The sequence below is a fragment of the Actinomadura sp. KC345 genome, from assembly GCF_004348515.1.
Taxonomy (GTDB): Bacteria; Actinomycetota; Actinomycetes; order Streptosporangiales; family Streptosporangiaceae; genus Spirillospora.
In genome coordinates this window covers 1-13,249 of the sequence record NZ_SMKH01000229.1, presented here as the reverse complement: position 1 = coordinate 13,249, position 13,249 = coordinate 1, and the positions used below count along the sequence as shown (strand labels likewise).

Genomic DNA, 13,249 nt, shown 5'->3' with positions numbered 1-13,249 from the left:
GTATCGCTCCGCGAGCGGCCGGAGGTCGGGCTCGCCGAAGTGTTCGCGCATCGCCCTGAACGTCCTGACCTTGTCGCCGCCGAACCGCCGGACGTGGACGGCGTACGAATCGGCGGAGACGAACGTCGGCGGATCGGTCTTGCTGTGGAACTTGTCCGCGTACATGACCAGCCGTTCCTCACCGGTTCCGGCCGTGTAGTCGCCGAGCGGCAGCGGGAGGCGCTGCCGCTCGACGTCGTCCCGCGTCAGCCCCATCCCGGTGTGGCGGGAGCAGAACCGGCAGATCTCCTCGGGGAACCCCTCGTCCCGGAGCAGCTCGTGCCCGAGCACCCCGTGCCGGACGTACCGCTTGTGATCGAACCTCCCGGTCATGTCGTAGAGCCGGTAGACGCCCAGGTCGTGCAGCAGGCACCCGGCGCGCACGAGATCCGCGTCGACGTCCGGCCCAGCGCCGTCCATGAGTTGCCCGGCGATCTCGCACACGATCACGCAGTGCGTGTACACGACCTCGAACGCCTCCCGGCTCGGCGCATACCTCTCATGCAGCGCCCGGATCTCGCCGTCCGTCGGAATCCGCACCCGGCAAGCCTATGGCGCGGGGCATCCGGGGCGGCCTCGCCCTCGCGAGCGCTAACCTCTGATCCGGGTCGTCATCGACCCTGAGGAGGGATGCGCCGATGGCCAAGCGTGACCTGTACGTCTCGGTCGACGTCGAGGCCGATGGGCCGATCCCGGGGCCGTACTCCATGCTGAGCTTCGGCATGGCGGCGTGCGGCACCTTCGACGGGCAGGTGTTCACGCCGGTCGACCCGGCCGAGTCCACGTTCTACGCGGAACTGGCACCGATCAGCGACACCTACGACCCCGCTGCGTTGGCGGTCAGCGGCCTGGACCGCGACCACCTCGCCGTCGCGGGCCGCGATCCGGCCGAGGCGATGAACGCGGCCACCGCCTGGCTGGCCGAGGTGACCGCAGCGGCGGACGCCTCGGCGGTCCTGGTGGCCTATCCCCTCGGTTTCGACTGGATGTTCCTGTACTGGTACTGGATGCGGCTCGCCGACGCCGGGTCCCCGTTCGGCCATTCGCGGCACCTGGATCTCAAGAGCCTGTACGCCGCCAAGACCGGTGCCATGGTCACCCGCTCGACCAAGCGGCAGATGCCCGCCGGACTGCTGTCCGACCGGCCGCACACCCACAACGCGCTGGACGACGCCATCGAGCAGGCCGAACTCTTCCAGAACCTGGTCCGCTGGCCCGGGCACCCGCACTGAGCCGCCGGCGGTGCCCGGCGAGTCGCCGGCGGTACACGTTCGTCAGGAGGTCGTTTCGGTGCGGTCTCCGCCCCAGAGGGTGTGGAAGGTGCCTTCGCGGTCCACCCGGCGGTAGGTGTGGGCGCCGAAGTAGTCGCGCTGGCCCTGGGTCAGGGCGGCGGGGAGGCGGTCGGCGCGCAGGGAGTCGTAGTAGGCCAGGGCGCTGGCGAAGCCGGGTGCCGGGATGCCCAGGTGGGCGGAGGTGGCGACGACGTCGCGCCAGGCGTTCTGGGCGTCGCCGAGGGCCTCGGTGAAGTGGGCGTCGGTGAGCAGGGTCGGGGTGTCCGGGTCGGCCTCGTAGGCGGCGCGGATGCGGTCCAGGAAGCGGGCGCGGATGATGCAGCCGCCGCGCCAGATCGTGGCCGTCGCGCCGAGGTCGATGTTCCAGCCGTACTCGGCGCTGCCCGCCTGGATCTCGTGGAAGCCCTGGGCGTACGCGACGATCTTCGAGGCGTACAGGGCCTTCTCGACGTGGTCGGCGAACCAGCGGCCCGAGTCGCTGGTGCGGGAGGGGCCCGGCAGGTTCCGGGACGCCTCGCGCAGGGCGGCGTGGCCGGAGACCGAGCGGGCGAAGACGGCCTCGGCGATGCCTCCGACGGGGACGCCGAGGTCGAGCGCGGTCTGCACCGTCCAGCGGCCGGTGCCCTTCTGCTCGGCCTGGTCGAGGACGACGTCGACGAACGGCTTGCCGGTGGACGCGTCGGTGTGCGCGAGGACCTCGGCGGTGATCTCGATGAGGTAGGACTCCAGGCGGCCGGTGTTCCAGGTGCGGAAGACCTCGGCGATCTCGGCGGGCGCAAGCCCGGCGGCGTGCCGGAGCAGGTCGTAGGACTCGGCGATCAGCTGCATGTCGGCGTACTCGATGCCGTTGTGCACCATCTTCACGAAGTGCCCGGCGCCGTCGGGGCCGATGTGGGCGCAGCAGGGCGTCCCGTCCACCTTGGCGGAGATGTCCTCCAGGAGGGGGCCGAGCGCCTCGTAGGACTCGGCGGAGCCGCCCGGCATGATGCTCGGGCCGTGCAGCGCGCCCTCCTCGCCGCCGGAGATGCCGGCGCCCACGAAGTGGATGCCGCGTTCGCGGAGCGCGGCCTCGCGGCGGCGGGTGTCGGTGAAGTTGGCGTTGCCGCCGTCGACGATCATGTCGCCGGGCTCCAGGACCGGGGCGAACTCGTCGATGACGGCGTCGGTCGGGCGGCCGGCCTGCACCATGACCACCAGGCGACGCGGCCGCTCCAGGGACGCCACGAACCGCTCGGCCGTCTCGGCCGGCAGGAACGTCCCCTCGTCGCCGAACTCCTCGACCAGGGCCTTGGTCCGGGCGTGGGTGCGGTTGTGAACGGCCACGGGATGCCCGTGCCGGGCGAGGTTGCGGGCCAGGTTCCGTCCCATCACCGCAAGACCCGTGACGCCGATCCGCGCCTTCTGCATTGGCTCACTCCTCCTCGTGTGCGACCCTGACCAAGGGGTTGTACGTGGATCATGATCCCCCCCGTTCGATCGAGCGGCCCCGCCCCGCATGCCCGGGGCCGGCCGGGGAACGGTCGCGCGTTCAGGATCTTCATCGATGGTGTCATTCTCCAGGGGGTGCGGATGCTGGGACTGCCGGACGAGGCGACGGCGTGTCTCTTCGATCTCGACGGGGTTCTGACCCGGACGGCGGCGGTCCACGCCGCCGCCTGGAAGGAGATGTTCGACGGCTACCTGCGCGAGCGGGCACGCCGGACCGGTGAGCCGTTCACCGAGTTCGACCCCGTGAAGGACTACGGCCGGTACGTCGACGGCAAGAAGCGCGAGGACGGGACGCGCTCGTTCCTGGAGTCGCGCGGCATCGAGCTCCCCGAGGGCTCCCCGGACGACCCGCCGGAGACCGAGACCGTCCGGGGCCTGGGCAACCGCAAGAACGCGCTGGTGCTCAGGTTCATCGACGAGAGGGGCGTCGAGACGTTCGACGGCTCGATCGCCTACGTCCGCGCGGCGCGGGACGCGGGCCTCAGGACGGCGGTGGTGTCGTCGAGCGCCAACACCGTCCAGGTGCTGCGGACGGTCGGCATCACCGGCCTGTTCGAGGCGCGCGTGGACGGCGTGACCGCTGCGGAGCGGAACCTTCCCGGCAAGCCCGCCCCGGACATGTTCCTCGCCGGGGCCCGGGAACTGGGCGTCGCGCCCGCGCGGGCGGTGGTGTTCGAGGACGCGCTCGCCGGCGTCCAGGCGGGGCGGGCCGGCGGATTCGCCTACGTGGTGGGCGTCAACCGGGCGGACGCCGCGAACGCCGCGGCCCTCGCCGAGTACGGGGCCGACATCGTCGTGTCCGACCTGTCCGAGCTGATGGAGGCCCAGTGATGGAGCGGGACGGCCAGACCGCGGTCGAGCGGCCCCTGTTCATGGTGGAGCCGTGGTCCCTGCGGGAGCCGGAGCTGCGGCTCGACCGGCTGGCGCAGACGGAGTCGGTGTTCACGCTGTCCAACGGGCACATGGGCCTGCGCGGCAACCTGGACGAGGGCGAGCCGCACGGGATGCCGGGCACGTACCTGAACTCCTTCTACGAGGAGCGCCCGCTGCCCCACGCCGAGACCGCCTACGGCTACCCGGAGATGGGCCAGACGGTCATCAACGTCACCAACGGCAAGGTGATCCGGCTGCTGGTGGACGACGAGCCGTTCGACGTGCGCTACGGCCGCGTCCACCATCACGAGCGGAACCTGGACATGCGGGAGGGCACGCTCACCCGGCACGTGGAGTGGACGTCCCCCGCCGACAAGACCGTCAAGGTGACCTCGGTCCGGATCGTGTCGCTGACCCAGCGGGCCATCGCGGCGATCTGCTACGACGTCGAGCCGGTGGGCGAGGCGGTCCGCGTGGTCGCCCAGTCGGAGCTCGTCGCCAACGAGGCGCTGCCCGGCGGCGGCAAGGACCCGCGCGCGTCGGCGATCCTGGAGAGCCCGCTGGTCGGCGAGGAGCACGTCGCCAACGGCACCAAGGTCCTGCTGCTGCACCGGACGCGGCAGAGCGGGCTGCGGATGGCGGCGGGCATGTCGCACGACATCGAGGGCCCGGAGTCGATGGCGATCGACACCGAGAGCTCGACGGACGTGGGCCGGCTGACGGTCGCGACCCGGCTGGAGCCGGGGCAGCGGCTGCGCATCGTCAAGTACCTCGCGTACGGGTGGTCGAGCCAGCGGTCCCGCCCGGCCCTCCACGACCAGGTGGTCGGGGCGCTGGCGGGCGCGCGGCAGACCGGATGGGACGGCCTGCTCGCCGAACAGCGCGCGTACCTGGACGAGTTCTGGGAGGGCGCGGACGTCGAGGTCGACGGCGACGCCGAGATCCAGCAGGCCGTGCGGTTCGGGTTGTTCCACGTGCTGCAGGCGGGCGCCCGCGCGGAGCGCCGCATGATCCCGGCCAAGGGCCTGACGGGCCCCGGCTACGACGGCCACACGTTCTGGGACAGCGAGACGTTCGTCCTGCCCGTGCTCACCTACACCTCGCCCGACGCCGCGGCGGACGCGCTCGCCTGGCGCCACATGACGCTGCCGCTGGCGCGCGAGCGCGCCACGCAGCTCGGCCTGGACGGCGCCACGTTCCCCTGGCGGACGATCCGCGGCCACGAGTGCTCGGGGTACTGGCCCGCGGGCACGGCCGCGTTCCACGTCAACGCCGACATCTCCGACGCCGTGGTCCGCTACCTGGACGCCACGGAGGACGTGCAGTTCGAGCGGGAGATCGGCCTGGACATCCTGGTGCAGACCGCGCGGCTGTGGCGGAGCCTCGGCCACCACGACGCCGGCGGCGTGTTCCGGATCGACGGGGTCACGGGCCCCGACGAGTACAGCGCGATCGTGGACAACAACGTCTACACCAACCTCATGGCGCGCCGGAACCTGGAGGAGGCCGCGGAGATGGCGATGCGCCATCCGGACGTGGCCGACCGGCTCGGGGTGGACGCCGAGGAGGCCGCGTCGTGGCGGGACGCGGCGGCGGCCATGCTGATCCCCTACGACGACCGGCTGGGCGTCCACCCGCAGAGCGAGAGCTTCACCAACCACGCCCGCTGGGACTTCGCGGCCACCAAGCCCGACCACTATCCCCTGCTGCTGAGCTACCCGTACTTCGACCTGTACCGCAAGCAGGTCGTCAAGCAGGCGGACCTGGTGCTCGCGCTGCACCTGTGCGGGGACACGTTCACCGCGGAGCAGAAGGCCCGCAACTTCGCCTACTACGAGGGCCTGACCGTCCGGGACTCCTCGCTGTCGGCGCAGACGCAGGCGGTCGTGGCGGCCGAGGTCGGCCAGTTGGAGCTGGCGCACGACTACCTCGGCGAGACCGCGATGATGGACCTGCACGACCTCAACCGCAACACCCGCGACGGCCTCCACATCGCCTCGATGGCGGGGACGTGGAGCGGGCTCGTCGCCGGGTTCGGCGGGATGCGGGCGGGCCGCGGCCGGCTGCGGTTCGCGCCGCGGCTGCCGGGCGGCATCAGCCGGCTGGCGTTCCGGATGCGCTACCGGGGCAGCCGGATCAAGGTCACCGTGACCTCGGAGGCGGCCCACTACGAGCTGATGGACGGGCCGGGCATCAAGCTGTGGCACCACGGGGAGCCGCTCACCCTCGGGGCCGAGCCGGTCGAGCTGCCGATCGAGCCGGTCCCGGCGCTGCCGGCGCCGACCCAGCCGGCGGGACGCGAGCCCGCCCCGCGCCGCATCGACCCGCACGGCCACGACCCGCGCCGCCGCTAGTCCCCGGGGCCGCAGGGGTCGGAGCAGTCGCCGGCCGCCCCGCGCCGCGCGGGGGGCGCCTCGCCCCCCGCGCGGCGCGGGGCGTCTCCGGCGCCGTGCCCGACGAGGAGCCTGCGCGGTCCCGGACCCTCGTCGCCGAGCCGGTCACCCGGGTTGGCGAGGCCGCACTTGCTGATCGACAGGCAGCCGCAGCCGATGCACTCGGTAAGGTCGTCGCGGAGCCGTTCGAGCTGGCGGATGCGGTCGTCGAGGTCGCTGCGCCAGGTCTCCGACAACCGGGCCCAGTCCGCCACCGTGGGGGTGCGCTCCTCGGGGAGCGTGGCGAGGGCGTCGCGGATGTCGCTGAGCGGGATCCCGACCCGCTGCGAGACCTTGATGAACGAGACCCGGCGGAGCGTGTCGCGGCTGAAGCGCCGCTGGTTCCCCGCCGTCCGGCGGCTGCTGATCAGGCCCTTGGCCTCGTAGAAGTGCAGCGCCGAGACCGCCACGCCGCTCCGCTCGGCGAGCTGCCCGACGGTCAGTTCGTGCACCCGGTGCTCAAGCCGCGTCATGCCCGCATCCTACGCGACCTCAACCGCAGTCGAGGTTCCGCCCCCCGGGCCCGGCGGCCCGGAGCTAGTGCTGGGCGGCCGCGCCCATGCCGCGTTCCCGTCCGGCGGTGCGGGCGAGCCTGCGCAGCCGGAAGGCGACGCCGGCCATCACGGCTCCGAACATGATCGAGAACAGGCCGATCAGCCAGACGACGGCGAGCGCGCCGGAGACCGGCCACACGAGCAGCAGGATCCCGAACAGCACCGAGATCGCGCCGGTGAGGGCGTACGCCCACTCGCCCTGGAGCTCCTTGCGCAGCGCGATCGCGGCGACGATCTCCAGTACCCCGGTGGCGATGGCCCACGCGGCGATCAGCATCAGCAGCACGAACGCGGTGATGCCCGGCCAGCCGAGCGCGGCGACGCCGAGCGCGATCCCCGCCGCGCCGGCCAGGGCGAGCAGGCCGCGCGGCGCGCCGGACGCCCCGCGGACCGCCATCATCACCGCGATCAGGCCGTCCACCAGCGCGAAGGCGCCGAACAGCACGACCAGGACCAGGACGGTGATGCCCGGCCACACCCAGGCGACGATGCCGAAGAGGACGGCGAACGCGCCGCGCAGGGCGAGCACCCACCAGTGGCGGGTCATCAGGTCGAACATCGGGAACCTCCGGGGACGAACCTCCCACCATTGCTAGCTCCCGTTCCCCCCGGAGAGCGCCAAGGCCGGTCGCGGACTCCGCAAAGTCCGCGACCGGCCTTGGCCCGCGCCTACCCGCGCCGGATCAGTGCTCCAGGCGGCGGACCAGGTCGTGGTACTCGTCCCACAGGGCCTTCGGCATGTGGTCGCCGAACTTCTCGAAGTGCTCGGGGACCAGGGCGGCCTCCTGCTTCCACACCTCGGTGTCGACCGACAGCAGCGTGTCGAGGTCGGGGTCGTCGATGGCCAGGCCGTCGGTGTCGAGCGCCTCCCGGGTCGGCAGGTGCCCGATCGGGGTCTTGACCGCGTCGGCCTTGCCGTTGAGCCGCTCGACGATCCACTTCAGGACGCGGCTGTTCTCCCCGAAGCCGGGCCAGATGAACCGGCCGTCGGCGCCCTTGCGGAACCAGTTGACGTAGTAGATCCGCGGGAGCTTCTCGGCGTCGGTGGCCTTGCCGATCTCCAGCCAGTGGCCGAAGTAGTCCCCCATGTTGTAGCCGCAGAACGGCAGCATGGCGAACGGGTCGCGGCGCAGCTCGCCGACGGCGCCCTCGGCGGCGGCGGTCTTCTCGGAGGCGACGTTCGCGCCGAGGAACACGCCCTGCTGCCAGTCGAACGACTCGGTGACCAGCGGGACGGCGGACGCGCGCCGGCCGCCGAACAGGATCGCCGAGATCGGTACGCCCTTGGGGTCCTCCCACTCGTCGGCGATGATCGGGCACTGCCCGGCCGGGGTGGTGAAGCGGGCGTTCGGGTGCGCGGCCGGAGTGCCGGAGTCCGGGGTCCAGTCGTTGCCCTTCCAGTCCGTGAGATGCGCGGGCGGCTCGTCGGTGAGGCCCTCCCACCACACGTCGCCGTCGTCGGTGAGCGCGACGTTGGTGAAGATGCTGTTGCCCCACAGCGTCTTCACCGCGTTGGCGTTGGTGCTCGCGCCGGTGCCGGGCGCGACGCCGAAGAACCCGGCCTCCGGGTTGATCGCGTAGAGCCGGCCGTCGTCGCCGAACCGCATCCAGGCGATGTCGTCGCCGATCGTCTCGACCTTCCAGCCGGGGATGGTCGGCTCCAGCATCGCGAGGTTGGTCTTGCCGCACGCCGACGGGAAGGCGGCCGCGACGTAGCGGGTCTCACCGGCGGGCGGCGTCAGCTTCAGGACGAGCATGTGCTCGGCCATCCAGCCCTCGTCGCGCGCCATCGTGGAGGCGATCCGCAGCGCGTAGCACTTCTTGCCCAGCAGCGCGTTCCCGCCGTACCCGGACCCGTAGGACCAGATCTCCCGGGTCTCGGGGAAGTGCGTGATGTACTTGGTGGAGTTGCACGGCCACTTCACGTCGGCCTGTCCGGGCTCAAGCGGGGCGCCGACGGAGTGGACGGCCTTGACGAACGACCCGCGCTCCTCGATGAGCCGCAGCGCGCCCTCGCCCATCCGCGTCATGATCCGCATGGACACGGCGACGTAGGCGGAGTCGGTGATCTCCACGCCGAGCTGCGAGATGCTGCCGCCGAGGGGGCCCATGCAGAACGGCACCACGTACATGGTGCGGCCCCTCATGCAGCCGTCGAAGAGACCGTCCAGGGTCTGCTTCATCTCGGCGGGCGCGATCCAGTTGTTGGTGGGACCGGCGTCCTCCTCCTTCTCGGAGCAGATGTACGTCCGGTCCTCCACGCGGGCCACGTCCGTCGGGTCCGACGCGGCGTAGAAGCTGTTCGGCCGTTTGGCCGGGTCGAGCCGCACGAGGGTGCCCTGCTCGACGAGGAGGCCGGTCAGGCGCTCCCACTCGGCGTCCGAGCCATCGCACCATTCGACGCGGTCCGGCTTGGTCAGCTCGGCGATCCCGCGCACCCACTCGATCAGTTCGGTGTGGCCGGTTGGGGCCTGGTCGAGGCCGGAGACCTGGTTGGACACGGGCAACTCCTTCAGCTGTTCGCAGGATCTTTGCATGATGAACAAGACCCGCCGTTTTAGCCATTTGGTCTGGACCAATCCCGTCCGCTATTGGCCCTTCCCTGCCCCTTTTGTGGCTGATATCACTTGCGTACCGCCGCAAGGGGCGGCGTTCCGCCACCTCCCGGTCCGGATACGGTCAAGCTGGGTAAACATGCGTCTCGGTGGCTTTGACGGCCGCCCATATGAGGCTGCCCTCGGACAATTGGAGCTCCGCGACGGCCGCCGGGGTCACCTCCGCGACGGCACCGAAAGGCGGTCCGGAGAGCTGGACCCGGACGCGGTCCCCCTGCCGCTCGACGGCGGCGACGCGGGCGCGCCACAGGTTGCGGGGGCTGCCGTCGGGGCGGGTCCGGTACAGCGCCACCGAGGATGGCGCGAAGGCCAGAAAGACATCACCTTCGAGCGAGTCGACAGTGTCGAGCGTCCCGGCACCCTCGCCGTCCCGTCCCTCCCCGATCAGCACCGACCCGGCCTCGGCACGGCCCCGGTAGAGGTTCAGCCCGACCAGGCGCGCGACGTAGTCGGTGCGGGGACGGCGGGCCACGTCGGCGGGCGTCCCCTCCTGGACGAGGCGCCCGTCCTCGATGACGACGATGCGGTCGGCCAGCACCATCGCGTCCAAGGCGTCGTGGGTGACGAGCACGGCAGCGCCCTCGAAACCGGCGAGGTGGCGGCGGAGCGCGGCACGGATCTCCAGCCTCGTGTGGGCGTCGAGGGCGGCGAGCGGCTCGTCCAGCAGGAGCAGGCCCGGCTCGACGGCCAGCGCCCGCGCGAGCGCGACGCGCTGCGCCTGCCCGCCCGACAGCGCCCGGGGCCGGGCGGAGGCGAACTCCGCGAGCCCGACGCGCTCCAGCCAGCCCGCGGCGCGGCGGCGGGCGGCGCGGCGGCCGGCGCCCTGGCAGCGCGGCCCGAACGCGACGTTGTCCAGCGCGCTGAGGTGCGGGAACAGGAGGTAGTCCTGGAACACCATGCCGATGCCGCGCCGGTCGGCCGGCAGCGGGCGCAGGTCCCGGCCGTCCAGCCGCAGGTGGCCGCCGGCCATCGGGACGAGCCCCGCCAGGGCGCGCAGCGCGGTGCTCTTGCCCGCCCCGTTCGGGCCCAGCAGCGCCACGACCTCCCCGGGCTCGGCGGTGAGCGCGAGGTCCAGGCCGAACCCGGCGCGCCGCACGACCAGCCGGGCGTCCAGCCCCCGGTTCGCTTCGCTCATTTCGAGGTGTCCATCCAGCGGCCCCGGAGCGCGGCGAGGACGACGACCGACACCGCCAGCAGGACGATGCTCAGCACGATCGCGGCCTGCGGGTCGGTCTCCAGCGCCAGGTAGACCGCCAGCGGCATCGTCTGCGTCCGGCCGGGAAAGTTGCCCGCGAACGTGATCGTCGCGCCGAACTCGCCGAGCGCCCGCGCCCAGCACAGGACGGCCCCGGCGGCGACGCCGGGCGCGACCAGCGGCAGCGTCACGCGCCGGAAGACCGTCCAGCGGCCCGCGCCGAGGGTAGCGGCGGCCTCCTCGTAGCGCAGGTCGGCGGCGCGGAGCGCGCCCTCGACGCTGATCACCAGGAACGGCATCGCGACGAACGTCTCGGCCAGCACGACCCCGGCGGTGGTGAACGGGAACGTGATCCCGAACGTGGAGTCCAGCCATCCGCCGATCAGCCCGCGCCGCCCGAGCACCAGCAGCAGCGCCACACCGCCCACCACCGGCGGCAGCACCAGCGGGACGGTCACCAGGGCCCGGACGAGGCGCACGCCGGGGAACCGGACCCGCGCCAGCGTCCAGGCCAGCGGGACGCCGAGCAGCAGGCACAGGCAGGTGGCGAGGGTGGCGCTGACCAGCGAGAGCCGCAGCGCGTCCAGCACCTGCGGCTCCATGAGGCGGGTGCCGAGCGTGGACCACGGGGCGCGGACGAGCAGCCCGAGGAGGGGCAGCACCAGGAAGGCGAGCCCCGCCAGCGCGGGCAGCAGCAGGATCCACGGCGGCCGCCCCGGCAGCCGGTCGGCCCCCGGCGCCGCGGCGCGCCTCGCGTCCCCCCTCACGGCCTCGTCACGGCAGCCCGAAGCCCGCCCTGTCCAGTACCGGCCTCGCCTGGTCGCTGAACACCAGCTGGATGAACTCCTTGGCGAGGGCGCTCTGGGGAGCGTCGGCGATCTCGGCGATCGGGTAGTCGTTGATGGCGTCCGAGGACTCGGGGAACTCGATCCCCCTGACCTTCTCCCCCGCCGCCTTGGCGTCGGTGCGGTAGACGAGCCCGGCGTCGGCCTCGCCCAGGCCGACCTTGGTGAGGACGGCCCTGACGTCTCTCTCCCGCGACACCGGCTCGACCTCGACCCCGGCCGCGTCGAGCGCCTTCTCCGCGGCGGCCCCGCAGGGCACCTGCTCGGCGCACAGGACGACCTTGAGTCCGGATCCGGACAGGTCGCCGAGCTTCTCGACCTTGCCGGGGTTGTCCTTGGGGACGGCGATGACCAGGAAGTTCCGGGTGAACAGCTGCGGGGTGTCGGCGGCGTCACCCGCGTCCGTCACCGTCTTCATGGTGGCCGAGCTCGCGGAGGCGAACACGTCCACCGGCGCGCCCTGCGTGATCTGCTGCGCCAGCGTCGAGCTGGCGGCGAAGTTGAACCTGACCCGGACGCCCGGATGCGTGGCCTCGAACGCCTTGCCGAGCTCGGTGAACACCTCGGTGAGCGAGGCCGCCGCGAACACCGTCAGCGTCGTGTCGCGCTCCCCGCCGGACGGGCCGCCGTCGCCGGTGCCACTGCATCCGACCGTCGCCGCGAGCAGCAGGGACACCGCCGCCAGCGTGCGCTTGACCATGTCTTTCTCCCTTGGGGTCAGCCGGGCTCGGGCACCTCGACGACGACGTTGGTGGACTTCACGACCGCGTCGGCGACCACGCCGACCGCCAGCCCGAGATCGTCCGCCGCCTCGCGGCTCATCAGCGAGACGACCCGGAACGGCCCCGCCTGGATCTCCACCTGCGCCATCACCCCGTCGCGGGCGACGTCGGTCACGATCCCCCGCATCCGGTTGCGCGCCGAGGAGAACCGCTCGCCCTGGCCGGACGGGCCGGTCCCGCGCGCCTGGCCGCGCACGAAGGCGGCGAGCTCGGCCCCCGGCACCCGCCGGTGACCGTGCGCGTCCCGGGACGCGGGGAGCCTCCCGCCGTCCACCCAGCGACGGACGGTGTCCGCGCTGACCCCCAGCAACGCGGCCGCCTCACTGATCCTGAACGTCGTCACGGCGAAAGCCTAGCTCCTCGCAGATGCAAGCCGAAAGGCGGTGCTCATGGAGAAGCTGCAAGTGAAATCAGTCGATGCCCCTTGTGGGTGCCGGGGATCTACCTGCCCGTTGCCCTGCCTTTTCGTGCCCGTGTCAAGCGCTTCGGTCCGGGTATTGGGTGGTTCAAAGAACAGGATTACCGCCCGGTCAGGAGGAATGATCATGACTGGGACCATGCGCGCACCACGGACCCGCGGCCTGCTCAGCGGGGCGCTGCTGGTGCTGCTCGGCCTGTGGGGCGGGCTGCTGCCCTTCGCCGGTCCGTACTTCGGCTTCGGCTTCGCGCCGGACGACACCTGGGTCTACGACACCGGCCGGCTCCAGCTCGTCATCGCGCCCGCCGCCGCGGTCGTCCTCGGCGGGCTGATCGTGCTCGCCGGCGCCAACCGCGCGTTCGCGATGTCCGGCGCCTGGCTCGCCGGGCTCGGCGGCGCCTGGTTCGTGGCCGGGCACACCGTCGCGGCGCTGTGGGACGTCCCCGGCGTCGGCGCCCCGCTCGGATCGGGCGAGGGCCGGCGGATCGCCGAGCAGCTCGCCGGGTTCACCGGCCTCGGCGTCGTGATCGTGTTCCTCGCCGGGCTCGCGCTCGGCCGGTTCGCCGTGGTCGGCGCCCGGGAGGCGGCACGCGAGTCCGCCGAAGCGCAGGAGGCCGAACGGCCGGGCTCGGGCACCACGCAGCCGCTGGTGTACGGACGCTACGCGCGGGAGAACCCGCCGGGGCCGGCGTCGTCCCCGCCGGGATACGGCGACC

General features: G+C 72.4%; 13 protein-coding genes. 4 read left to right on the top strand and 9 right to left on the bottom strand.

Annotated elements, in window-relative coordinates; translation table 11 throughout:
- A partial coding sequence (locus E1281_RS29245; RefSeq protein WP_131882937.1) for an HD domain-containing protein occupies positions 1-579 on the bottom strand: 579 nt, incomplete at its 3' end.
- Positions 580-677: 98 nt separating this feature from the next.
- Between E1281_RS29245 and E1281_RS29240 the strand changes: the two genes are divergently transcribed.
- Positions 678-1,271: an exonuclease gene (locus E1281_RS29240; RefSeq protein WP_131882936.1), complete on the top strand. Its 594-nt coding sequence runs from the start codon at positions 678-680 to the stop codon at positions 1,269-1,271.
- 42 nt (positions 1,272-1,313) lie between these two features.
- Here the strand turns inward: E1281_RS29240 and gndA are convergent, their stop codons facing one another.
- Positions 1,314-2,738, bottom strand: coding sequence for an NADP-dependent phosphogluconate dehydrogenase (gene gndA / locus E1281_RS29235; RefSeq protein ID WP_131882935.1), 1,425 nt, complete (start codon positions 2,736-2,738; stop codon positions 1,314-1,316).
- A 162-nt stretch (positions 2,739-2,900) separates the two neighbouring features.
- Here gndA and E1281_RS29230 point away from each other — a divergent pair, with 162 nt between their 5' ends.
- Both E1281_RS29230 and E1281_RS29225 read left to right on the top strand, forming a co-directional pair.
- Positions 2,901-3,650: a beta-phosphoglucomutase family hydrolase gene (locus tag E1281_RS29230; RefSeq protein WP_131882938.1), complete on the top strand. Its 750-nt coding sequence runs from the start codon at positions 2,901-2,903 to the stop codon at positions 3,648-3,650.
- Positions 3,650-6,046 (top strand): glycosyl hydrolase family 65 protein, encoded by a 2,397-nt coding sequence (locus E1281_RS29225; protein WP_131882934.1) that lies wholly within the window; start codon positions 3,650-3,652, stop codon positions 6,044-6,046. Before E1281_RS29230 ends, E1281_RS29225 begins: the two co-directional genes overlap by 1 nt.
- On the opposite strand, the gene soxR is transcribed toward E1281_RS29225, so the two are convergent.
- The 7 genes from soxR to E1281_RS29190 form a co-directional block, all read right to left on the bottom strand.
- Positions 6,043-6,597: a redox-sensitive transcriptional activator SoxR gene (soxR, locus tag E1281_RS29220; protein WP_131882933.1), complete on the bottom strand. Its 555-nt coding sequence runs from the start codon at positions 6,595-6,597 to the stop codon at positions 6,043-6,045. The two genes, E1281_RS29225 and soxR, sit on opposite strands and share 4 nt — an antisense overlap.
- Positions 6,598-6,661: 64 nt before the next feature.
- Positions 6,662-7,237 carry an HdeD family acid-resistance protein gene (locus tag E1281_RS29215; protein WP_131882932.1) on the bottom strand — a complete coding sequence of 192 codons (576 nt, stop codon included), beginning with the start codon at positions 7,235-7,237 and terminating at the stop codon, positions 6,662-6,664.
- Positions 7,238-7,361: 124 nt separating this feature from the next.
- Positions 7,362-9,179 carry a phosphoenolpyruvate carboxykinase (GTP) gene (locus E1281_RS29210; protein WP_243717524.1) on the bottom strand — a complete coding sequence of 606 codons (1,818 nt, stop codon included), beginning with the start codon at positions 9,177-9,179 and terminating at the stop codon, positions 7,362-7,364.
- A 178-nt stretch (positions 9,180-9,357) separates the two neighbouring features.
- Positions 9,358-10,428, bottom strand: coding sequence for an ABC transporter ATP-binding protein (locus tag E1281_RS29205; RefSeq protein ID WP_131882930.1), 1,071 nt, complete (start codon positions 10,426-10,428; stop codon positions 9,358-9,360).
- Positions 10,425-11,255 carry an ABC transporter permease gene (locus E1281_RS29200; RefSeq protein ID WP_131882929.1) on the bottom strand — a complete coding sequence of 277 codons (831 nt, stop codon included), beginning with the start codon at positions 11,253-11,255 and terminating at the stop codon, positions 10,425-10,427. The genes E1281_RS29205 and E1281_RS29200 overlap by 4 nt, the downstream gene beginning before the upstream one ends.
- 7 nt (positions 11,256-11,262) lie before the next feature.
- On the bottom strand, positions 11,263-12,033 hold the full coding sequence (modA, locus tag E1281_RS29195) for a molybdate ABC transporter substrate-binding protein (protein WP_131882928.1): 771 nt from the start codon (positions 12,031-12,033) through the stop codon (positions 11,263-11,265).
- 17 nt (positions 12,034-12,050) lie between these two features.
- Positions 12,051-12,458 carry a helix-turn-helix domain-containing protein gene (locus E1281_RS29190; RefSeq protein WP_131882927.1) on the bottom strand — a complete coding sequence of 136 codons (408 nt, stop codon included), beginning with the start codon at positions 12,456-12,458 and terminating at the stop codon, positions 12,051-12,053.
- Positions 12,459-12,672: 214 nt separating this feature from the next.
- On the opposite strand from E1281_RS29190, the gene E1281_RS29185 reads away from it, so the two are divergent.
- A partial coding sequence (locus E1281_RS29185) for a hypothetical protein (protein ID WP_165959161.1) occupies positions 12,673-13,249 on the top strand: 577 nt, incomplete at its 3' end.